The organism is Shewanella surugensis, assembly GCF_023284005.1.
Lineage (GTDB): Bacteria > Pseudomonadota > Gammaproteobacteria > Enterobacterales > Shewanellaceae > Shewanella > Shewanella surugensis.
Map to the genome: position 1 here is coordinate 1 of NZ_JAKIKS010000023.1, position 22953 is coordinate 22953.

Genomic DNA, 22953 nt, shown 5'->3' on the forward strand with positions numbered 1-22953 from the left:
CTGAGCTGATGTTGAAGGCAAAAATCTTTTATTGTTAAGCCGCTAGCGGGCTGCTGCTTTATCAAATCAACCCACTCTTCATGAGAACGCTTAGTCATATTAACTCCTGATGTGATAGTCAGACGTTAAAATAAGGGATCAATGAACGCAGTTGAAGATGTACTTGCTCGGACGGTTACGAACAAAACGAAGTAGCAATTAAAAAAAACCGAAAGAGACTTCAACTAGATAAAACGTGCACACAATATATTGATTTAAAAACCCAAATAGATATGGACAAAATTCAATATGACGCTGAAAAAGTTTCATTGGAGCAAGCCCAAGAGGTGTTTTTAGATACATATTTCACTGAGATTAACACGCTGTTTCGCGCCATTGGTTCGTCTGATTATGAGATCTCTAGAAATATTAACCGAGGCGGAACAAGAACTGTTTATGACCTAGAAGTAAAGTTCAAGGAGCAATTAATCAATAACTCCAAGCTACATTGTCTGTTCAGTGAATCCGACAGAAGAGCGCTGGCCCTCAGCATTTTCCTGGCCAAAATTCATCAACTATCAGATGAAGATAAAGTAAAGACAATTTTAGTTATGGATGACCCTGTTACCAGCTTTGATAATGAACGCATTTCAAACATTCTACGTATACTTTTCGCGCTTAAGCCATCAATTAAACAAATGATTATCACCACTCATTATAAAGGGATGGCATCGGCGGTAATGAAAAAATTTAATGATGCACAGGCACTAAAAATAATTCAAACCTCTCAAGGTTCCAATTTTACTCAGACATCAAAAGCAGAGATGACAGCGACAGCCCATGATGAAAGATACATGGAGATAATGAGTTTTGTGGACCGACACACACAAGACAACAAAATAACGAAACTCCGCCCATTCATTGAGGATGAAATGAGGCAACGATATAGATTACCACTAGTCGCTTTAAATCTAACGGATAGTGACACTTTTAACGATTGTATTGAAGCCCTGAGAAATAATGGGAATATTGAGCCAACTGTTGCGACATATCTACATGACTATAGAACAACCCTCAACCTGCCAGCACATGAGTTAGATCTATGGACTCTCGAAGATTCAAGATCATATGCAGAAGGAATGATGAATTTCATTTATAATGATTTATAAAATGATTGAGATTCTGGAATGTGATACAGTTTTAACTCGAATTTTAGGAAAAATGACTATCAAAACTCATTTTTCTGGAAAATATCTCTAAAACAGCGTAGTTTTGATAAAAATATCATCAAATATTCAACATTCTGGAAAGTACTATGTATGCAGTTCACATATAGCTTTCCAGACTTATTCCAGAATCAACGTGTGGCAGTATTATTCTACCATGAGATAGCACTGTGGTCCACCTCCTCTTCTCATTTAGCATTAATGTAAACTAAATGAGAGGAGAAGCAGCAACGCCACAGCATAATAAAATATATTCAGCCCACCAGCTTGCAATCACACGGAAAGCGCATCAACTCTATTTTAAGTAGGAAAAACCTTAACCCCAGCAAACTGACAAGTTTGTTGAAAATTTTTAACCCCCGCGATAGTACCAATCTCTGTAATACAACAAGCTCCTGCAGCAGATGCAATTTTTGCCGAGGCCTCAACGCTGTAGCCTTTGATTAATCCTGCTATCAATCCCGCATAAAAGCTATCACCCGCGCCAGTGGTATCTTTAACCTCTGAGGAAAGAATAACAGGATCAATGGTAATAAATTCACCTTTTGATGGGCTAAGAAGTGCCCCGTTAGCGCCTAGTTTTATCCCCAATAGAGTATCGGATCTCGAATATTGCCTGAAACACTGGAGCATTTTATGAGGCTCTGCCTCCCCAGTTTGCTGACTTGCTTCTTCATAAGAGGGAATGTAAATATCTAAATAAGGCAATATGTTATCTAAAGGCTGTAGCTTCCCTCCTCCAAAAGCAGCATCCAGAGCAATCCGACATCCCGTTTTTTTTATCTTTGGCAAGACATATTGAAGATCGGGTGTTAATGATCGCATTAGTCCATAATAACCAAGCATTAAATAGCGACTTTGATGATAAATATCCATGTTTTCAAGCATCATACTGGCATTTAACTTCTGAGAGGCACCTGCATGATATGCAAAACAATGCCCGCCTTGTGATCCAACCAACACTAGGCAGGCCGACGTTGCTTCGGGTAGTGATATAATATGTGATATATCAACACCGTGATCATGCAGTTTTTCGAGTAACACATCTGCCCATACATCTTGGCCAACGCAGCCTAAAGCGACAGCCTGTAAACCTAATGTCGACAGTACCATGCAGCCATTGCTCACCACTCCCCCTGCAACATAATCAATTGATGAGAGTTCTATCGGTGAATGCTCAATTATCGGGACATCTAATGGGATAGGATTAATGGGTAAATCAATACAAATTTCCCCAGCAAAAATACAATCATATTTTTTCATTGATGAAACCTGTTATTCATCCATACATTAGTTATAGCAATAATTAATGATTAAATCCGTACTCTGATTGTTGGATCTTTAAAGATAGACCCAAGCAATAAAATGAATAGCGAGCCTGCCGACAGATTAAATAAAACTGAATGTAAAAGTAAAATATACTTAGTTTATTAGAATAGCCCTTCACGCTATACTCTCATTTTACAGTCGTAAAGCGAGGGGGGAACGTATAATGATAACAATCTATAATAATAGAAAAAAAGTCATTTTTATTACGCTAGGATTATTATGTTTACTGCCGATAATCAATCCACCTTTAGCCCTTATTTTAGGCTTTAGTGCGGCCAGTTTAGGTATCGCCCCCTCTGCAAATACATTATCACCTTGGGTGAAAAATCTACTGGGTAGCTCTATTGTCGGTTTAGGTTTTGGTATTCAGCTTAATACCGCGATTACGGCCAGTGTCGAAAACTTCCCTTTAATCGTAGGCTCTATCCTATTTACCCTGCTATTAGGGTACTTTTTAACAAAATCACTCAAGCTAAACACAAAAACAGGTTATTTAATTTCGGCAGGTACAGCCATTTGTGGCGGGAGTGCCATTGCTGCAATAACTCCTGCCATTAATGCTAATAGCCATGAGTCAGGAATTGCACTGGCAACCATCTTTATACTCAATGCTATCGCTTTATTTCTTTTCCCTACTATCGGGCATCTATTATCAATGAGCCAGCATGAATTCGGCATATGGAGCGCCATAGCCATTCATGATACCTCTTCGGTCATTGGTGCCGCATCGGCCTATGGTAATGAAGCGCTCCTCACTGCGACAACCATAAAACTCGCAAGAGCTTTATGGATTATCCCCATCGCTTTTATTAGCGCAATGTTATTTAAAGGGGACAGTAAACGCATTCAGTTCCCATACTTTATCGCCCTATATTGTATTGCAATAGCCACTGCTCATTGGCTACCGGAGGGGCAAGCGCTATATCAGCTTATTTTTGATGGGGCGAAACGTTTATTAGTCGTGTGTTTATTCTTAATTGGTGCTGGGATCACCATCGAAAAAATGAAACAAGCCGGTATGAAACCGTTAATTTTAGGCGTAGGGTTATGGTTTTCAATAGGGACAACGTCGCTTATTTACATCTTAAACTTTAACTAGCTGAATCATACTAACTTATTAATATTTAGATGGTTTTTCGTAAACAACATACCATATGAGACTTAAAAAAATGCCTAAATGGAGTAGAGCCTGAGCTAAACCACTTGTCATTATTGATATGATTGTCAATGTCAGTAACAAGCCAAATAGCAACCAAGTTTTCACCACATATCTCCTCGGCAATACAATATAAGCCAGCCACATCCCAGCTTACAATAAGATTTTATTTGCCTATTATTATTGAGTTGTTGATAAAAAAATAAGATTTTTTATCTCTATTTCATAGCAATATCGACTAAGAGCATTTAATAATCAGCAAAAAATAACTCAACAAAGAAAACAAACAATAGCCTAAAAAATAGTAAAAACGCACGTTTGCTTCTATCAGCTCCCTATACTGACAGAAGCCATACTGGCACTAAGAGCGTTTAATAGTCAGCAGAAAATGACTCAACAAAGAAAACAAACAATAGCCTAAGAAATAGTAAAAACCCACTTCAAACTGTGCGGTTGTTTTCAATAAATCTCCCATGCCCGCAGATGCATTACCCGCCATATAACTCACAATGATGGCAACAATAAAAACATCTGCCATAGACCACTTACCAATAACGCCAATAAATCGGTCTAATGAGCGATAGAATGAGTCCTTTATCGGTAATGCCATGAGTAGCATCAAGGTTAATTTCACTAAAGGGATCAGCACACTAAATAAGATAATCAGTAAAGCAACCACTTCATTACCAGAATGATAAAGCTCTTCGCTCGTTCCCCAAATACTGCGGGTTTTTTGAAAGACTTCAACCTCACCTTTCACTTCATTTAAACCCAGCATGCCAGTGACCATCGACAGCATACCTCTGGCGCTACTTTGAGAGTCATCTCCCATATTCTCCGCTATCATATCGAGTCCTGCATCCCTTAAAGCCGACTTTTCAATCGTGCCTTGAATGCTTAAAATCGGTTGAGTCACACCAGGAATGAGCAAAGCCAATGAAATAACAATCACTGCGATAGAAAGTATTTTCTTCATTTTGTTTTTCAAATTAAGCCAACGATAAAGGCAGTCTAAGGAATTTCTAATTAAGATCCAAGTTTCACACCTTTAAACCGCTAATAAAAAGGAGTGGGATCGATGTCCAAAGATGTCGACACTAACCCTCGTTCTATATACAAATCAGACTTTAATAAATCAATCATAGTCACATTGACATACCTTCTGTTAAGCACAGAATAAAAGCATTTTACAATAGGGTGCAATGCATCACGCTTATTTGCCTCCCATACAATCCCAACAAGGCCATTAGATAACTCAACCAGCGATCCGACAGGATAGATACCGACACAACGGATAAAATCATAGACAAGATCTTTATCCAGATGAAATGGGGTTAAACTTAATAATATTTTGAAGGCCGCCGCAGGGCTCATCGCCTCTTTATAAGACCGATTTGCAGTCAAGGCATCAAAAATATCAACAATACAACTCATTCTTCCATGTAGTGAAATCTGCTCAGCCACTAAGCCACGCGGATAGCCCTTACCGTCTAGCTTTTCATGATGCATCAAACAAATATCTTTACTAACTTGAGATAAACCCTGGATATTATCTAGAATATCAATGGCATAGTTTTGATGTAGTTTAATATGTTCAAATTCAGCTGCAGTGAGCTTTCCAGGCTTATTTAATACCTTAATATCAACTCTAATTTTCCCTATATCATGTAATATCCCACCGATCACCAATTGCTTTAATATGGGTTGTTCTAGCGTTAAATAACGCCCAAACGTCACCAATAAAAAAGCAACATTCACTGAGTGTTCGAGTAAATAAGCATCTTTGCTACGTAAAGCAGACATACAACTCAGTGCATCGTGATCTTGAAGCATCATATTAATCATATTATCGGCTAAGGTTTCAAAAGGGGATATTTCAATCGCTTTACCTTCAAAGGTTTCAAAAAGTACCTTTTGAATTAATCGTTTTGACTCGGATAACAATTCACCGGCCTTGATTTGAGCCGCCTCCCTACTGATCCCTATTTTTTTAACAAACCTTGTTTTTGCATCCGTGGAAAAATGACAACTTACTGAATTAGCTTGGTATAATAAGACAACTGAAGCCTTTGAACGGGCTAAATCAACCCAAACATACTCCACCCCACTGCTAAGCAAGGTTTCAATATCAGCCTGGCTTCGTAGCTGACCTGAATTAGCGATACTTATCAACTGGTTTTGTCGATCAAAAGACGTAATATACATCCCGACAGCCAACTCAGTGACTGCGATCCTGAGTTGTTTTTCAGCTAAAGTAACATCCCCCACTTCCTCACCATCCTTAGAATATGAACACTATAAATAACTAATAATTAGTTTAAATACATAACATTACTGTGAATATGTTTCAATATATGTACCATTTTATACATAAGCGACACGAAGATACCAGCTTCTGAGTCACTGATGTATACGGCCACACAGATTTCGCTATGTCGAGACATGGACTCATCCAAGTAAACAACGTTAATATGATTTAGAACTTGCTCAAACGACAATCTTCTTTATACTGTGCCGCCTTGTTTATTGTCGTAATAAAATCAATCTTGCGGGTTCCCTTACCCCGCCATTTTAAAAAGGCCACATCATGCTCATGTTTACGTCGGCGCAAATGAGACGCGCTTTATTTATTCTCGTTAGTTTCCATATTACGATCATATGTGCCAGTAATTATTTAGTACAATTGCCCTTTCAAATGTTCGGATTTCACACCACTTGGGGTGCCTTTAGCTTTCCTTTTGTTTACTTAGCAACGGATCTGACCGTCAGAATATTTGGACAATATCAAGCACGAAAAATTATTTTTATAAGTATGATGCCCGCACTCATCATTACCTACCTTATTGGGGTTCTTTTCCAACAAGGTCAATTTCAAACATACTCAAGCTTATTGAAGCTTAATAGCTTTGTATTAAGAATTGCTTTTGCCAGCTTTGCCGCCTACTTGATTGGCCAGTTGATGGATATCTATGTTTTTGCCAAATTAAGGCAACTCAAAACTTGGTGGTTCGCACCGACAGCCTCAAGCATTATAGGTAATTGTGTTGATACCCTCGTTTTTTTCAGTATCGCTTTCTATGCCTCTGCAGATCTTTTTATGAGTCAAAACTGGCCAGAAATAGCCTCAATTGATTATGTTTTTAAGCTTATCGTCAGCTTAGGTTTATTCATTCCTGCTTATGGCCTCTTACTGACCTATATTCAAAAGAAACTATTGGAATAAGTCATCGACTCAACATCATAAAACTAACCTGCTAATAAATAAGGCCATAAAATCAATCAAACATAAAAATTGATAAGTTAATTATTTTTTATGCTATAAAAGCTTGCAAACACAAATGAGAATGATTACTATTAACTTGCGTTCTGAAACTCGCTTCTAACTTAAAAGTAGTTCTTATTTTTACATTAGTCTTTGAGTTTATATGCACAACATTGCTCACACTCTTTTATAGCCGTAGATTATTCTTCGGCTTTTTTTTATCGCAAATTTATGGTTATACCAATCCCAGTGTATAAGTGATCTTTCAGCGATAATTAAAAATGCTATAGGAAAGACAGATGGTTGAAGCTAATAACTACTCCATGTCGAAAGCATCTAATGTAACATAAAGTATGTTGAAACCCGTACTAAGTAAGTCCCTCAAGCATTCCACTTCTACGTTGCATTAATTTAAAAAGAGAACAACTATTTATCAATACGCCTTGAATTGAAAAGCCTGAGAGACTCTGAATTAATCATCTATATAATGGGATGGGCATTAGGCCCCTCAATCGAGTCATTCCCAATTCAACTTGCATAAGAACAGCCCTTAGGTATAGCATCGCTACTTATCTTTTACCCTAGGCATTGATTACATTTCATGGGATTTTCTCGGAAAAAATGGAACAACATTATTATCATCGCATCCTTAGTGATGGTCTCCGTACTCTCATTAATCGATGATGATAGCAGCAAGCAGTCAGGGCCTCAGCCTTCGAGCGCACAAACTCTATTTGATGACGCCATGCCCCTTGTCGGTTTAAAGCTAGGTACTATCAAATTTGAAAAAGTACAAACACAGTGGCACTGCAGTCCCAGTGTATTCAACTGTCAAGAATGGGCCGAGACTTGGAAAAAGTTGAGCATTATTTCATTAAAGAAAGCACCTAAGATCACCGCAACACCACAGCAAGTCACTCTTTATATTGATGGTTTCTCCACTCCTCAGGTATGGTTATTATTGTCCAAAGAAGGCTTACTAAAATCACCTAAAGGAAATTGGTATAAAATACCAGCCCAGTCACACGCTCATTTATTACCTCAGCTAGATCAACAAAAACGTGTCAGCCCATCCCCTTTAACAATCAATATGAGACCAATACCTTATGCCTGAATTACCCGAAGTTGAAGTGACTCGTCAAGGTATTTCCCCTTACTTAATTGATAACAAAGTCACTAAATTAATTGTCCGCAATGCTCGATTACGTTGGCCAGTACCTGAAATAGCACAACAAATTGTCGGCCAAGTGATCCGTAACGTCAGACGCCGAGCTAAATATTTACTCATTGATACCGATGCCGGGACCACCATCATCCATTTAGGCATGTCAGGGAGCTTACGACTCGTTTCCCTTAACACTCCCGTAGAGAAGCATGATCATATTGATTTAGAACTTGCCAGTGGCCGTATATTACGTTTGAACGATCCACGTCGCTTTGGTGCTTGGCTTTGGTGTGAACTCCCTGAAGAAGCCCATCCTTTACTGTCAAAATTGGGACCCGAACCCCTGCATAGCAGCTTCAATCAAGAATACTTATTAGCGGCGCTTAAGAATAAAAAGAAAGCCATTAAGCTATGCTTAATGGATAATCATATCGTCGTCGGCGTCGGTAATATTTATGCGAATGAAGCCTTATTTGCTGCTGGTATTCATCCTCAAGCACCTGCAGGAAAGATTGATATTGAACGCCTCATTTTACTTGTCGTCGAAGTTAAACAAATTCTTAAAAAGGCCATCGAGCAAGGTGGAACGACACTGAAGGATTTTACTAATGCCGAGGGTAAACCCGGTTATTTTGCTCAAAAGTTACATGTCTATGGCAAAGGCGGACAAGCCTGTACCCAATGTGGTCATTTGTTAAGTGAAATACGATTGGGACAGCGTGCAACGGTTTTTTGTTCTTTGTGCCAAACTCTTTAGGCTCTGTTAACTTGCAGGCCTAAAAATAAGCAATAAAAGGATGCCACTGATGGATGATGCAACCCCAAAATCAAATAACCTATTAGGTAACCACGCCGCTGGAGAACGTGCAAATGCATTGGTCGAGCACTTGCAAGCACAAGGGATCAGTGCCATTTCTTTATCGTATAATAAAAATCCCCGCAGCAAGCTATCTCGCCTTTGGCTCAACTTCGCTACGCGAAGCGAGGTATTAAGATACTGAAAGACTAAAACTTACGCAGCCAGCTGCGGGGAATCAGACCCACTGAGATTAAAGGGCCACCCGCAATGAGCCACAATGCAGCCAATATTGCCCAAGGTTTAGCGGGGCTCTGTCATCAAGAAAATTTACCTATGCCAGTCAATATTGACCAAAGAGCAAAATAAAGCTCTGGGTGGAATCAACCCCTTACCAAGCCGATTACAAGAGAGCCTTGATGCTTTCAAGAGTAATGCGGTATTACAAGATGCATTAGGGCAAGCCTTATTTGAAACGATTATTGCCATTCGACTAGAGGAATTTGCATTATTCATGAAATCAACGCCTGCCGAAATTATTGCTGCAACCTGCTGGCAGCAATAATATACCCGCTGAAGATGCAGGATCCAGCGGGTTTACTTGGGTGTGACTATTTTTTATTCAGAGCATTAGCCACTTCGGAGTGAACAAATTGACTCACATCACCACCATGGAAAGCGACTTCTTTTACTAACGTTGATGAAATAAAAGAGTTTTCTTCAGCAGGGGTTAAAAAGACACTTTCAAGATCTGGACTCAATCGACGATTCATATTCGCCAATTGAAACTCATATTCGAAATCAGAAACCGCTCTCAAACCACGTAATAATACACTCGCATTTTGCTGCTTGGCAAAGTCCACTAACAAGCCATTAAAGCCGACAACCTCCACATTGTCCAAGTGGGCTGTAACGAGCTTAACCAGCTCCACCCGCTCTTCAAGCGTAAACCTTGGCTGTTTAGAGGGGTTTGAGGCGATGGCAACCACAACATGTTGAAATAATTTTGCCGCACGTTCAATCAGATCGGTATGACCATTGGTAATGGGATCAAACGTTCCAGGGTATATCGCTCGCTTATGCATGATAATTTACCTTATCACATCAAAAATATTTGCAACTATCCTACTCTTAGATCAGAATATTGTGAATATATGACGAGCACCTAAATGATAAAATATCGCTCAACTGCAGTGTCTTAAGTTTATTTATTTACGGGCAGGCCAAGCTAATGCCTCTGGAGAAGTCAAATCAGCCATTAATGCCTTCACTTGCGGACAAGTAAAATTCACACCTTGGAAAGGAACATCTCTATACTCATAATCGCATCCAAGATACTGAAAAGATAAACAGTACGCATGTAAATAAGTCCGATCTGATTTTTCCCCGCCATAAAGCTCATCACCTAAAATGGGCACTCTTAAACTGGCTAACGCCACCCGCAGCTGATGAGTCTTACCACTATGAGGCTTAAGTAAATATAGCCTTAAACCGTCATTCACGGAATAGGAGAAAAACTGCGTAATAGCAGGATTAAGTTGCGTTCTTAAAAGCTTGTGCATACTGCGCCGTGACTTACTCATATCGCCAACAACCCAGCCTTGCTTTTTTTTAGGCTTTCCTGCCGCCACTGCCAAATAATATTTCTGTACCTTGTGAGCACTAAATAAGCGAGTAAATTCTGCCGCCGCATTTGACGTTTTAGCCAACAATAATAATCCAGAGGTGGGGGTATCGAGCCGATGAACTGAATATAATTTTATTTGTAAATCTTGTTCTAACTGCGCCATCACACCAGCAGAGCCCGATTGACTATGAAAATGAACATTAGCCGATTTTGAAATCACCAAAAAATCAGCTTCATTTGCAATAATTCGATACATATAGACCCGCATTCTCATTAAAAAGTAATAGTAACAACCAATCCTGGGTGATTGTCACTTAAGATAATGCTGGCATTATGACGCGATAATATCGCTTTAACCATAGATAAACCGAGTCCAGTGCCTTTATAATGACGACTAGGATCTAATCTCACCAAACGCTCAAATACTCTCTCTTTCTCTTCATCAGGTATACCAATACCATCGTCACTAATGATTAACGTATTCTCTTTTTGGATAATGTTAATTTTTGCACCCTTAGGAGAATATTTAATAGCATTATCAACAAGGTTAAATATCGCTTGGAATAATAAGTATTTATCTCCAGTAATAAGATAGTCATCTTCCATTTCGAGCACTAAACTTTGTTCATTGTATTCTGTAATCGCTTCAGCCATTTCAAATAAATCACGACTGATCGCTTGTAAACTGAGTTCTTGTAACTCCAGTGTTTGTTGGCCTTCTTCTATGCGTGTTAAAGATAACATGGCATCAAAAGTCGCCAAACAATGATCAAGTTCTTCTGTGATAATCGCGCAATTTTCGGGTAAAGCCTCTCTTGATTTCTCTGGTAATTGCTCTAAGCCTATACGCAAATGAGACAAGGGGGTCCGTAAATCATGAGCGATGTTATCGGTGACTCCACGAACGGCAGCCAGATTACCTTCTAAGGTATCGAGTACGCGGTTAAATTGCTGAGCTAACATATCAAATTCATCTTTACGCCAGCTAATAGGAAGACGGGTAGAATATTCCCCTTTCTCAATTTGTTCACTCAGGCGGTTATATTGAACCAAACGCCGCAATAACGTTTTAGAAAAAAGGTAACCTAATGCCAAGGTCAGGACAATAGTCAGCATTAATGCTGTAATAGCAGCATTACTAAATTTATCAATTAACGTGCCCAGTTGATCGGTACGCGTGGCTATCAATACCGGACCATATCGGGTCATTGCCAAACCACCGGTCAAGATATGTAGCTTATCCGAACCACCCGCAAAAACAGGAAATTCACGTTTTTTGGGTAGCATCGGCATATCATCAGGGATCATGCTTAATGCACCAATGAGATCCACTGAATTTCGCCAAACGATTAATGCCACTTTAGGATCGGCGGTACGCACTTGAGTCGCAAAACTGCGACGATCTAAGGTTAAAGCCATTTGTTGATAACGGGCTTTTTCTGCCGCAAGCTGCTGATCAAGCTGAGACTCTTGCTCACTCATTAATTGTCGGTACATACCAAATAATAAGGTACCAATGATAAGAATAACCAATATTGAAAAAATAATGGTTATTCTCCATGCGCTACTCTGGTGAGGCTTAATGCCCTTGACGTAACCGATAACCTGCGCCTCTAACCGTTTCGATGAGTTCACCATGGCCCAACTCCTCGAGCTTTCTACGAAGTTTTGCTATATGCACATCAATAACATTGGTACGGGGGTCAAAATGATAGTCCCATACTGCTTCAAACAAGAGAGTACGACTGATCACCTGATCAGCATGCTCCATTAAATATTTTAGCAGTTGGAATTCTTTTGGCTGTAACATAAGTTCATTATCATCAACCAATACTTTACGCGTCAGCAATTCCATTGTCAGCGGTCCAACGACTAAATCTGTTTTAGTCGGTTGTAACTCGCCTCTTTGCATGAGTTTTTCAGCTCTCACTAATAACTCTGAAAAAGCAAATGGTTTAGTCATGTAATCATCACCACCTGCACGCAATCCTTTCACTCGCTCATCAACGTGACTTAATGCCGATAGAATCAATACCGGAGTCTGGCTACCTGTGGCACGTAACGCCGCTAATACTTTTAGACCATCTAATTGAGGCAACATACGATCTAATATAATCAAGTCATATTTCATACTGGTAGCAAGTAACAAACCTTGATGCCCATCTGTTGCTGTTTCAATATTATAGCCTTGTTCCGCAAAGCCTTTGACGACATAATCGATTGTTGTACTATCATCTTCTACTATCAGTATTTTCATAGTTAATCCCATTTCAGCAAAGGTAATAAGCGTTGACTATTAATATTATATGCCAACTGATGCTGACCTTCTTGCGTTAAAAATTCAAGTTCTAAATAGTTAATGCCTAATGCATTATCAATACTCGCTTTAATCAAATAACCTTGATTATTTTTACTCGCTTTTTGCACTAATTCAGAAAATGTCATCTGAATGCTCTTTAATGCTAATACTGCAACCAATTCACTTTTTTCTTTCCTATTAAAAAAATAAGAATCTTGCGCCAATAACTTTCCATCACTTGCACGATAAGAATAGGTCAATATTTTATTAGCGCTAGCGTTAATAATGCGGAAATCATAGACTAGTTCACCTTCTTTTTGTTCAACATCAAAACCCGAAATTTCGCCCAAATGCAAATTTTCGAGCTTACGTATGACAACCATAACAGGTTGATTCTCTGTCTGAGAAAGTAATAGGTAGAGCTCTGGTTCTGCAGCAACTGCCCCAGAAAAAAGTATTAAACCTACTAGCCATCGAGCCATGGTTCCTCCGTGATGAATGCCGCTCTTTATCATATAAAACAATCGTTATTGTTAAATCAGACGAGCGCTGTCAATTTCAATTTCAATGCCTTTCCAGCGGTCCTCTTTCTGACCAATTAATGTCACCTGATTGTTATCCGATACTTCCATATCGCGCCATAGCGTGTTCTTTATTTCAACTTCGACATCACCAGCATTATCACGAAACAAGTATGACCCATCATCTAAACTTTTAACAAGGTATCCGGAGAATGTAACTGATGCGCCTTTGTTAACAATACTATCTGACGATTTGAACCTCACTTCAGGCTGATTATTATCAGCATTTGCAGGCAAAGTTAATACACAGGTCAATATGATGGAGCCTGCCAATGTTTTTGTCATTTTTACTGCCCCTTCCCTAAATATAGGCTAGAGTACAAAATAGTTAATAATCTTGAGGTGGCTGACAGATTAAACTTTGATCATCTGTTTATCACTCTTCAACATTTTATTTCAATCACTTGAAGAAAAAACATGAATAAAACTTGGATTTAACATCATCATCGTCTCCCCTCCTTGAACTAAAGCTAATTGATTAACAACTTGTATAGAGAGTTCCAAATGTAACCTTTGATTATTTTCTTGCAAGCTTACCGTTAAACGCATCATATCTCCCATTGTGATTAAAGAAACAATACACACAACAAAACAATTAACCTGTTGCTTAACAAGCAAATTATTTGCAAACTCAATACCCAGATTCGATATTGTCCAGCGAACCTTCATACCTTCTTCAAGGCTCTGCTGATAAGGAACAGCCACCGTCATTCCCTGCCATGTTAACCAAGTCGACCCCGATGGTTCTGAATGGGTATCGACGATACCATCAAAAATATTTCTCAGCCCCATTTGTCTCGCCACTATTTCTGATTTTGGCTGACTCAAAATTTGATGTGGAGTACCTTGTTGTAACATGAAACCGTTATCCATCAACATCATTTTATCTGCCAGTAATAATGCCTCTTTCAGATCATGAGTTACCATCACCACGGGAATATTTAAACTGCTTTTTAGACTCAATAATGCTTCATATAAAAATTCTCTTGCCTCCCAATCGACGGCAGAAAAAGGCTCATCTAATAACAGTAGTTCAGGCTCTCTAACCAATGCCCGTGCAAGCGCTATCCGCTGTTGCTGCCCACCTGATAAATGCCTAGGCCGCCTTGAACCTAAGTGAGAAAGTTTCATTTTTGCTAACCACTGAGTCGCACGCAACATCCTCTCTTGCTTAGGAACATGATCTAAACCAGCAAGAATATTATCTAATGCCGTTAAATGAGGAAATAAGCCAAAATGTTGAGGGACATAACCAACATGACGTTCAGCCGGAGAAAGACTCTTTTGTGAAGCCGTATCATACCAAAGCCGGTCTCCACACTGAATATGACCGACTTGAGGTAAGCTTAATCCAGCAAGCATCCTAAGTAGCGTCGACTTACCACCGCCAGAAGACCCTACGACAGCCAATAACTCTCCCGCTTTACAATCAAAATTCACCACCAATCGAATAGGGCTCTGTTGTTCAATTTGACAAATGAGCCCTTTGAAAGAGTCAATTTTCATGTCGACTTCCAGCTCCTATATGACGAGATAGGCTCGTCGTCATCGCCAATACGCTTATAGCAAATAAAAGCAGTAGCATAGACATTAAACCTGCACTTTCAAAATCAAATGCTTGCACACTATCATAAATGGCAATAGCAATCGTTTTGGTTTCACCAGCAATATTGCCTCCCATCATTAACACCACGCCAAACTCACCTAATACATGGGAAAAGCACAAAACAAACGCCATCAATATACCAGGCCAAATCATAGGCAATTCTATTTTAAATAAGATTTTAGTTCGGCTCATGCCGCAACAAGCCGCCGCATCTCTAACTTCTGTAGGTATGGCTTCAAATGCACGTTGAATCGGTTGAATGGCAAAGGGGATATTAACCAAAAGAGAAGCGACGACCAGTCCAGAAAAATGAAACACTAATTGCACACCAAACCAGTGATCCAATTGTTGTCCAAGCCAAGATTGCTGGCCTAACCCTGATAATAAATAGTAACCGACAACAGTGGGAGGTAAGACCAAAGGTACCATGACTAAGGCTTCAATCCACGCCTTGCCTTTAAATGGAGTGTAAGCAAGTAATCTACTGAAAAATACAGAGAAAGGAATTAGAATCACCACAGTCACACCGCTCAATTTAATCGAGAGTAATAATGCTTGCCAATCCATTATTGAGACTCTATTTTAGCAAAGCCATATTGCTTGAAAATAGACTGGGTTTTAGATGATAAAACATATTGGTAAAATAATGCTGCCGTCGTATCGGCCTTGTTAAGCAAGGCCATACTCTGCTTTAAAGGGGGATACAAATCCATGGGCAATACTAAATAATTCACTTTCTCGGTAAACTGAGGACGAATAGCCAATGACAAAGCAACAATCCCACCTTCCACTGCACCAGTCAAAACAAATTGAGCCGCCTGTGAGACATTTTCCCCTAATACCAATCTAGGCTGGATTTTGTCCCATAGCCCAAGTCTATTAAGCAACACTTGAGCACGCTCTCCATAAGGCGCGTGCCTGGGATTAGCAATGGCAAAGCGATATAATTGTCCCGACGCCAATAATGTTTTCACCCCAAGTAATGCTTTATCCAATAATAAAGGAGAGCTTTTGGGGGCAACTAACGCTAATTTTCCAATCGCATAAACTTGCGCTTCTCCCTTTATTAAATGCACTTTAGCAAGTTGTTCAACATAAGACTCATCTGCAGACAGAAATAATTGAAAAGGGGCACCATGCATAATTTGCGCAACAAGATTGCCTGATGAACCATAAGACACATTGACACTTAATCCTGTATCGGCTTCAAACTGCTTAACAATATCATCCAAAGCAAATTTAATACTGGAAGCCGCTGCAATTAACGGAATATCCGTTTTATGGGGTATAACAGGGGTAGCCTGAGCTGAAAAGGCAGTAAAGAACAAAGACCAAAATAATAAAATAACACTTAAACACTGTCTCACTAATGTCCACCTCATGTTAGTTACTCTTGTTTCCATTCATGAGCAGCAAGATCATCACTGACTTTTGCGTCAACCCAACGTTGACTTGCTTCATTTGCTTCTAACTTCCAAAAAGGCGCTTTGGTTTTCAAGAAATCGATTAAAAACTCACAGGCATCAAAAGCGGCCTTTCGATGCTGACTGGTCACACCAATAAAAACGATTTGCTCCCCTAACGCTAATGTACCCACTCTATGTATAATCCGCACATAATTTAATGGCCAACGGCTACGCGCTTCCTGTTCAATTTGACTCAATATTGCTTCAGTCATACCAGGATAATGCTCTAACGTTAACTGAGTCACTTGGCTGCCCTCATTAAAATCTCTCACCTTTCCAACAAAAGTAACGATGGCACCATCACTTTTATCCTGATTAAGTAATTGATATTCATCAGCTAAACTGAAACTCTCAATTTGTACTCGGATCATCACTATGCTCCAATGTAAAAATAATCCTAGGACCTGTTGACCCTAACCACCCGTCACAGGCGGGAAAAAAGCAATTTCATCACCATCTTGCACCGATGCGTCCCACTGACTTATCGTTTGATTTACCGCTACCAATAAACGATCAGAAGCGAGAGCATTAGCCCACTTATCTCCCTTGTTTGATAAATGTAAACGAAGATCATTCGTCGTCTGTAGATCTTCAGTCGCGGCAACCAACAAATTACTTAACTCTAATTGTTCTCGAACTTGAGCAAAAAATAACACATTGATCATATCGAAGTATTACCTCTAAATAGATGGCCATCCCTTATCAAAAAAGGGTTTTCATTGGAACTAGTGAATGGGCTACATACCCGTGATACTTCAAGATGCATGTTTTCAGAGCCAGTAAAACCAATCAATTTAAGGCGCATGATTGCGGGAATGCAGGCACCGTTTAAAAGCATGCAACACAGAAGTGGTTGGTTTCAATTGCTCCTAACAGGCTGGTTTAAAAGCCTTTTACTCTGCGTTATTGAGCATTAACTTAGAATCACTAGGTCATATGCTACAAGCCTTGCCTACAAGGCTTTTAATTCCAGCTGAATCCTGCATCTTGAAGTATCACGGGTATAGGCTTACAGGAACTAGCAATATTATCGCATATAAACAAAAATAATGAGTCCGATAAAATCACTATGGAGTCATTTACTTCATGCTGAATACTTTGTTTGTTGAACACCATAAGATGATATAAATCCTTCATTATCAGATTAAGAAAAATGAAGGCTTATGCCAAGCTAAAATCACCTGACTTGCCGCCCTTTTTTTCCACTAAACGTATCTGGGAAATCACCATGTCTTTTTGGACTGCTTTACACATATCATAAATCGTTAATACCGCTATCGAAGCAGCCGTCAATGCTTCCATTTCAACCCCCGTTTTTCCAGACAACTTACATAAGCTAGTGATCTTAACTCGCTGTTTTTCGGGCTCAGCTTCAATATTCACTTCCACTTTCGTTAGCATTAAAGGGTGACATAATGGAATTAAGTCAGATGTCTTTTTTGCCGCCTGGATCCCCGCGATTCTCGCCGTCGCAAACACATCGCCTTTATGATGACGCCCCTCAATGATCATCGCCAGGGTTTCAGGTGACATTTCAATAAAAGCCTGTGCGCTGGCTTCTCGTTGAGTAATTTTTTTTTCAGTTACATCAACCATATGTGCATTACCATCAGCATTGATATGCGTGAGATTTTTCGTCATTATCACTTTACCTGTATTACTGTTTTAGTTTGTTTTTTTGGGTAGCATGTCGAGTCTATCATCATTTAAAGTGCAGAAAATTGATCACCAACAATCAAATATACTCTATATAAACTAACCACCAATAGACGCTAAGTGTTGAGTCACCCCTGTGACACCTTGGTGTAAAAAATGCGTTTGTTTTTTTGTCACTAGCTGCCCATGTAATCGCGCAATCAATTCAGCTTGCTGTAATGGTGAAACTAATAGGTCCCTTAACGTCACACCATACTCAGTAAACAAGCATAAATGTAATTTCCCCTTCGCCGACACTCGTAAACGATTACAACTGGCACAAAAGTTCTTCTCATAAGGCATTATTAAGCCTATTCTGCCTAAATAGTCAGGGTGACTAAAATTTTGGGCAGGGCCATCAGCAATATTAACCGGATCCAATTGCCAGCCTTGCTGCAATAACCATGTTTTAATCTGACGTCCGGCCACATGATGTTGTTGAAAATAATCACTCCCCAATCCCGTCTCCATGAGTTCAATAAACCTCAAATCAATCGGCGTTGTTTTAATCCAATTCAAAAACTGGGGTAAAGCTTGATCATTCAAACCTTTAAGTAAAACAGCATTAATTTTAACTCTATCAAAGCCCACCTCTAATGCAGTATCAATTCCTTGCATCACTTGATGAAACTTATTTTCCCCTGTTATTTGATAAAATAAACGCGGATCTAAACTATCCACTGACACATTGATATTTCTCAGCCCAGCCTCATACCAAGTCTTAGCATGTTTAGCCAAACGATCACCATTAGTCGTCGTCGCCAATGTTGTTATTTTTTGATTGTCAGCAATTATACGAATAATATCCGTAAAATCTCGACGCAAAGATGGCTCACCACCGGTAATACGAATTTTTTGTGTACCAACTTGCGAAAAAGCACTCACCAGATGTGATATTTCACTCAAGGTTAAAAACTGTGGCTTACCCGAACTTTGATATCCGTCAGGTAAACAGTATCCACACTTAAAGTTACACACGTCAGTCACTGATAAACGTAAATAATGGAATCTTCGACCAAAATTATCTTGTAATTGAGACATTTGACCTTTCCCGGAAGGAAGTGAGTGAAGCATTCCTACACATTTGTATCATCTTCAAAACAAATAAACCTCCCAAAACTCACATAATAAATAAAAAAAGCGGAATTTCATTATGCTGATTATAGGCTGAAACAGACCTGCAACCCTAGCGTTAAAAGGGTATTTATTATGCCATAATGAACATGCGTAGCGATTTTTTGACACTTGCAGACAGATAATAATGCACTAAGCTCTCGGTTCAAATGCCTTAATGACTGTGCCGAAGTTAAAAATTCAGGTAAGGTAAGCCTATAAATTAAAACACCCGTTTATATCAGGTACCACTAAAAATGCCAATGATAACCATCGGGGAAAGGTAAAGATGAGGTGAACTGATGGAACGTGAATCAATGGAATTTGACGTTGTCATAGTCGGAGCTGGACCTTCGGGATTAGCGACAGCATGTCGATTAATGCAAATATCTAAAGATTGTGGCCAAGACATTTCAATTTGTGTGGTCGAAAAAGGCTCAGAAGTCGGCGCTCACATTTTGTCAGGGGCCATTTTTGAATCCGATGTGTTAGAAGAACTGTTTGCAAATTGGCACGAAATGAATGCGCCCTTAAACACAGCCGTAACGAGTGACGAAATTCACCTGCTAAAATCCGCTGACAAATCAAAACTGCTTCCCAATGCCATAATTCCTAAGACCATGCACAATAAAGGCAACTACATAATTAGCCTAGGAAACCTCTGTCGCTGGTTAGCTGAGCAAGCCGAAAATTTAGGTGTCGAGATATTCCCAGGATTCCCTGCGAGTCAGTTACTCTATAATGAGGATGGCAGTGTTAAAGGGATCATTATTGGTGATATGGGAATGGGGGCCGATGGTGAACCTAAAGACAGCTATGAACCGGGAATGGAACTGCATGCCAAATACACCGTATTCAGTGAAGGTTGCCGAGGCCATTTAGGCAAAGAACTGATTAACAAGTACCAATTAGATAAAAATAAAACGCCACAACATTATGGACTAGGCTTTAAAGAAATGTGGAAAATCCCTGCCGATCAGCATCAATTAGGCAAGGTCGTACATACTGCTGGCTGGCCGTTAACTGAAGGTTCATCAGGCGGTGGATTTCTCTATCATTTAGAAGATAATCAAGTCGCTGTGGGTTTAATCGTCGATCTTAACTATAAAAATCCACACCTCAGTCCATTTGATGAGTTTCAACGCTATAAAACCCATCCCATTATCGCCCAAACATTGCAAAATGGAGAACGTACCGCTTATGGCGCGCGTGCCATTACTAAAGGAGGCCTGAATTCACTGCCTAAAATGAGCTTTCCAGGTGGCCTCATTATCGGTTGTAATGCGGGTACCCTGAATTTTGCCAAAATCAAAGGCACCCATACCGCAATGAAAAGTGGCATATTGGCCGCTGAGACATTAGCAAGAGCCTTCATGGCGGGAGTTGAAGCAGGAAAAGACTTAAACAGTTATCAAGAACGGTTTGAAGAAAGCTGGCTTAAAGATGAACTATATCGTTCTCGTAACTTTGGTCCTGCCATGCATAAGTTTGGGACTTTGTTAGGCGGTGCCTTTAACTATATCGATCAAAACTGGTTTGGCGGACGCTGTCCTATCACGCTGAAAGATCAAACACCTGATTATGCTCAAATGGCACCATCCAATGCTTACAATAAAATCGACTACCCTAAACCAGATGGGAAGCTGAGTTTCGATAAATCATCTTCAGTTTATTTATCAAATACTTATCACGAAGAAGATCAGCCTTGCCATTTAAAATTGAATGATCCGAACATCCCTATCAACATCAATTTAGTGAAATTTGATGAACCCGCTCAGCGTTATTGTCCGGCAGGCGTGTATGAAGTCGTGCAAGAGCAGGGAGAAGACAAATTTGTCATTAACGGTCAAAATTGTATTCATTGCAAAACGTGTGACATCAAAGATCCAAGTCAAAATATCACTTGGGTCACCCCTGAAGGGGGCGGCGGTCCCAACTACCCCAATATGTAAACGATAAAAATAAAAAGAATGGCCTGTCATTTACCGCCATGCCATTCTATTCATTAGCTGCCGTATAAACGCATCTGCCAATTTTCAATAACGCCCGTGGATAATCTTTTTTCTACACTTTTTTTCCAGCTATGGGCAAGTCCTGTACAAGTGGCTAGCTGCTGATAACCTTGCGCATTGAACTCCTGAGCAAAATACAGTTTAATCGCTTCTGCAACACTAATATCCGATATTCTTTCTTGTAGAACAAGCGCGTCAGACTCCAAGATCATTCCGGGGGTGATCACTCGATATAACCAGCCGCAACGTTGACTCGTTTGCATAGCAAGCGCCAATTCTCTGCTACCAAATTGCAAATTAACTTTAAAGCAAGGGGATCTAGGCTGTGAAACTTGTAAAATAGTGCTCCCAATGCGAATAATATCGCCAATATTAATTTGGTTTTCATCTAAGCCTACCGAACTAATATTTTCGCCCATTTGAGGGCTATCTTCAACTCTATTAAAGAGTTGCATACGTCTAAAATAGCTATAATGTTCTCTCGGATAATGATGTACCACTCTATCCTCGCCACCATGGAAGCGTTTATCCGCTTGCTCATCTCCAACGATTCTATCAAGTTGCACCTCTAATGAATCAACTCGAATTTTATGCCCCATTCCAGTGCTAACCCCTGACAGAGATTGAATAGACTCACCTTGATATAAACCCGATAAACGCTGTATTAACACCTTATCTTCCATTGATAAACTTCTCCCCATTCAAAAATACAATAAAAAGCTAATATCCTAAAGTCCCTTCATTCTGCAAGTACTGTTTCAAACCAACACCAGGAATTGATGTCTGGGATGCTACACTAAAAGTGGACCAGATTGCTGCTTCTTGCATGGCTGTATCTATGTTGTCCCCCTTAGTTAAACCATGAATTAACCCCGCAGCATAAGCATCTCCAGCTCCTGTCGTATCACAAACCTTGGCCTGTCTTGCACTCACCTGAATCATGCCCGTTGGAGTGTACAGTTTTGCGCCTAAGCCACCATCAGTGACAATAAAATACTGTAACTGCATGCCCGCAATGTCACGAGCGAATAGCCAAGGTGATTGCTGACAACGTCCTTTAAAATCACTTTCAGATGTGATCAACACATGGGCATCACGCCTTCTATTATCTTTCGCCAGCTGAGTCACGACTAAACAATCTATCATCGCTTCGGCTGTCCATTGACCTAGCCCTTCAGCCGATGAATTGACATACAACACATCAATGTTTTTCCAGTCAGGCATAATCGGTAATGTCAACGGAACGCGCATTGGACGTAAAATAGTCCTCTCTCCGTCAGGCGCCATCATCAGTAACATTTCACAAGTCATTCCACCGTGACGCTGGACCTGATGACAATCCACGCCATGAGAAATGGCCTCTTTTAATAGCCAATCACCTTTGTCATCATTACCGACTTGACTCACCAATTGAACACAATGTTCGGCCCAAACTAAGCCGATCCCTGTATTGGCCCCCCCGCCTCCTAAGCGTATACCTTGTTCCTGGTAATAAAATCGGCCGCCAGTATGAAGTGCTGCCGGCAATTGCAATACACGATCGCAATTTAAATTAGCCACAAGCAAAATATTCGCCATATCGGCATCCTGATTAAAAGTTCGTATCCTTAAAGGGTAAGGGATTTGAATATAAGAACCAAG

Annotated in this window: 26 protein-coding genes; 8 read left to right on the top strand and 18 right to left on the bottom strand. The window is 39.9% G+C overall.

The window, feature by feature from the left end; translation table 11 throughout:
* The first annotated feature begins 272 nt into the window (after positions 1–272).
* Positions 273–1148 carry an AAA family ATPase gene (locus tag L2764_RS07810; RefSeq protein WP_248939662.1) on the top strand — a complete coding sequence of 292 codons (876 nt, stop codon included), beginning with the start codon at positions 273–275 and terminating at the stop codon, positions 1146–1148.
* A gap of 357 nt (positions 1149–1505) precedes the next feature.
* On the opposite strand, the gene L2764_RS07815 is transcribed toward L2764_RS07810, so the two are convergent.
* Positions 1506–2468, bottom strand: a complete 963-nt coding sequence (locus L2764_RS07815; RefSeq protein ID WP_248939663.1) for a carbohydrate kinase family protein — start codon at positions 2466–2468, stop codon at positions 1506–1508.
* Positions 2469–2697: 229 nt separating this feature from the next.
* On the opposite strand from L2764_RS07815, the gene L2764_RS07820 reads away from it, so the two are divergent.
* Positions 2698–3633, top strand: coding sequence for a YeiH family protein (locus L2764_RS07820; RefSeq protein WP_248939664.1), 936 nt, complete (start codon positions 2698–2700; stop codon positions 3631–3633).
* A gap of 418 nt (positions 3634–4051) precedes the next feature.
* Here the strand turns inward: L2764_RS07820 and L2764_RS07825 are convergent, their stop codons facing one another.
* Together L2764_RS07825 and L2764_RS07830 are read right to left on the bottom strand one after the other, a co-directional pair.
* The gene (locus L2764_RS07825; RefSeq protein WP_248939665.1) at positions 4052–4666 is read right to left on the bottom strand and encodes a paraquat-inducible protein A; all 615 of its coding nucleotides are present in this window, start codon (positions 4664–4666) and stop codon (positions 4052–4054) included.
* A gap of 80 nt (positions 4667–4746) precedes the next feature.
* Positions 4747–5958, bottom strand: a complete 1212-nt coding sequence (locus L2764_RS07830) for a cyclic di-GMP phosphodiesterase (RefSeq protein ID WP_312018346.1) — start codon at positions 5956–5958, stop codon at positions 4747–4749.
* Between the two features lie 319 nt (positions 5959–6277).
* Here L2764_RS07830 and L2764_RS07835 point away from each other — a divergent pair, with 319 nt between their 5' ends.
* The 5 genes from L2764_RS07835 to L2764_RS07855 all read left to right on the top strand — a co-directional run bounded on the left by L2764_RS07835 (position 6278) and on the right by L2764_RS07855 (position 9478).
* Positions 6278–6913, top strand: a complete 636-nt coding sequence (locus L2764_RS07835) for a 7-cyano-7-deazaguanine/7-aminomethyl-7-deazaguanine transporter (protein ID WP_248939666.1) — start codon at positions 6278–6280, stop codon at positions 6911–6913.
* Between the two features lie 640 nt (positions 6914–7553).
* Positions 7554–8066 carry a hypothetical protein gene (locus L2764_RS07840; RefSeq protein WP_248939667.1) on the top strand — a complete coding sequence of 171 codons (513 nt, stop codon included), beginning with the start codon at positions 7554–7556 and terminating at the stop codon, positions 8064–8066.
* Entirely contained in the window at positions 8059–8874 is an 816-nt protein-coding gene (gene mutM, locus L2764_RS07845) for a bifunctional DNA-formamidopyrimidine glycosylase/DNA-(apurinic or apyrimidinic site) lyase (protein WP_248939668.1), read from the top strand. Before L2764_RS07840 ends, mutM begins: the two co-directional genes overlap by 8 nt.
* Before the next feature lie 49 nt (positions 8875–8923).
* The gene (locus L2764_RS07850; RefSeq protein WP_248939669.1) at positions 8924–9118 is read left to right on the top strand and encodes a hypothetical protein; all 195 of its coding nucleotides are present in this window, start codon (positions 8924–8926) and stop codon (positions 9116–9118) included.
* 144 nt (positions 9119–9262) lie between these two features.
* Positions 9263–9478 (top strand): glutamine synthetase, encoded by a 216-nt coding sequence (locus tag L2764_RS07855; RefSeq protein ID WP_248939670.1) that lies wholly within the window; start codon positions 9263–9265, stop codon positions 9476–9478.
* 46 nt (positions 9479–9524) lie between these two features.
* Here L2764_RS07855 and coaD read toward each other — a convergent pair whose 3' ends face one another.
* From coaD to moaA, 13 genes are all read right to left on the bottom strand, one after another.
* The gene (gene coaD / locus L2764_RS07860; RefSeq protein ID WP_248939671.1) at positions 9525–9998 is read right to left on the bottom strand and encodes a pantetheine-phosphate adenylyltransferase; all 474 of its coding nucleotides are present in this window, start codon (positions 9996–9998) and stop codon (positions 9525–9527) included.
* A gap of 123 nt (positions 9999–10121) precedes the next feature.
* Positions 10122–10796 (bottom strand): TIGR01621 family pseudouridine synthase, encoded by a 675-nt coding sequence (locus tag L2764_RS07865; protein WP_248939672.1) that lies wholly within the window; start codon positions 10794–10796, stop codon positions 10122–10124.
* Positions 10797–10813: 17 nt separating this feature from the next.
* Entirely contained in the window at positions 10814–12037 is a 1224-nt protein-coding gene (locus tag L2764_RS07870) for a sensor histidine kinase (RefSeq protein ID WP_248939715.1), read from the bottom strand.
* Between the two features lie 82 nt (positions 12038–12119).
* On the bottom strand, positions 12120–12797 hold the full coding sequence (locus L2764_RS07875; RefSeq protein WP_248939673.1) for a response regulator transcription factor: 678 nt from the start codon (positions 12795–12797) through the stop codon (positions 12120–12122).
* A 2-nt stretch (positions 12798–12799) separates the two neighbouring features.
* Complete coding sequence (locus L2764_RS07880) at positions 12800–13321, bottom strand: hypothetical protein (protein WP_248939674.1); 522 nt, start codon at positions 13319–13321, stop codon at positions 12800–12802.
* A gap of 51 nt (positions 13322–13372) precedes the next feature.
* Positions 13373–13705, bottom strand: coding sequence for a NirD/YgiW/YdeI family stress tolerance protein (locus L2764_RS07885; protein ID WP_248939675.1), 333 nt, complete (start codon positions 13703–13705; stop codon positions 13373–13375).
* A 111-nt stretch (positions 13706–13816) separates the two neighbouring features.
* The gene (locus L2764_RS07890; RefSeq protein WP_248939676.1) at positions 13817–14926 is read right to left on the bottom strand and encodes an ABC transporter ATP-binding protein; all 1110 of its coding nucleotides are present in this window, start codon (positions 14924–14926) and stop codon (positions 13817–13819) included.
* Complete coding sequence (gene modB, locus L2764_RS07895; RefSeq protein WP_248939677.1) at positions 14916–15593, bottom strand: molybdate ABC transporter permease subunit; 678 nt, start codon at positions 15591–15593, stop codon at positions 14916–14918. Before modB ends, L2764_RS07890 begins: the two co-directional genes overlap by 11 nt.
* Positions 15593–16393 (bottom strand): molybdate ABC transporter substrate-binding protein, encoded by an 801-nt coding sequence (gene modA / locus L2764_RS07900; protein ID WP_376708391.1) that lies wholly within the window; start codon positions 16391–16393, stop codon positions 15593–15595. Before modA ends, modB begins: the two co-directional genes overlap by 1 nt.
* Positions 16394–16413: 20 nt before the next feature.
* Positions 16414–16863 (bottom strand): molybdopterin synthase catalytic subunit MoaE, encoded by a 450-nt coding sequence (moaE, locus tag L2764_RS07905; protein WP_248939678.1) that lies wholly within the window; start codon positions 16861–16863, stop codon positions 16414–16416.
* A 42-nt stretch (positions 16864–16905) separates the two neighbouring features.
* Positions 16906–17157 carry a molybdopterin synthase sulfur carrier subunit gene (gene moaD, locus L2764_RS07910; protein ID WP_248939679.1) on the bottom strand — a complete coding sequence of 84 codons (252 nt, stop codon included), beginning with the start codon at positions 17155–17157 and terminating at the stop codon, positions 16906–16908.
* Between the two features lie 496 nt (positions 17158–17653).
* Positions 17654–18133 (bottom strand): cyclic pyranopterin monophosphate synthase MoaC, encoded by a 480-nt coding sequence (gene moaC, locus L2764_RS07915; protein ID WP_248939680.1) that lies wholly within the window; start codon positions 18131–18133, stop codon positions 17654–17656.
* A 114-nt stretch (positions 18134–18247) separates the two neighbouring features.
* Complete coding sequence (moaA, locus tag L2764_RS07920) at positions 18248–19228, bottom strand: GTP 3',8-cyclase MoaA (RefSeq protein WP_248939681.1); 981 nt, start codon at positions 19226–19228, stop codon at positions 18248–18250.
* Positions 19229–19602: 374 nt separating this feature from the next.
* On the opposite strand from moaA, the gene L2764_RS07925 reads away from it, so the two are divergent.
* On the top strand, positions 19603–21252 hold the full coding sequence (locus tag L2764_RS07925; protein ID WP_248939682.1) for an electron transfer flavoprotein-ubiquinone oxidoreductase: 1650 nt from the start codon (positions 19603–19605) through the stop codon (positions 21250–21252).
* Between the two features lie 53 nt (positions 21253–21305).
* Here the strand turns inward: L2764_RS07925 and L2764_RS07930 are convergent, their stop codons facing one another.
* Both L2764_RS07930 and L2764_RS07935 read right to left on the bottom strand, forming a co-directional pair.
* Positions 21306–21995: an MOSC domain-containing protein gene (locus L2764_RS07930; RefSeq protein ID WP_248939683.1), complete on the bottom strand. Its 690-nt coding sequence runs from the start codon at positions 21993–21995 to the stop codon at positions 21306–21308.
* Positions 21996–22032: 37 nt separating this feature from the next.
* The gene (locus tag L2764_RS07935) at positions 22033–22890 is read right to left on the bottom strand and encodes a PfkB family carbohydrate kinase (RefSeq protein WP_248939684.1); all 858 of its coding nucleotides are present in this window, start codon (positions 22888–22890) and stop codon (positions 22033–22035) included.
* Positions 22891–22953 lie beyond the last annotated feature (63 nt).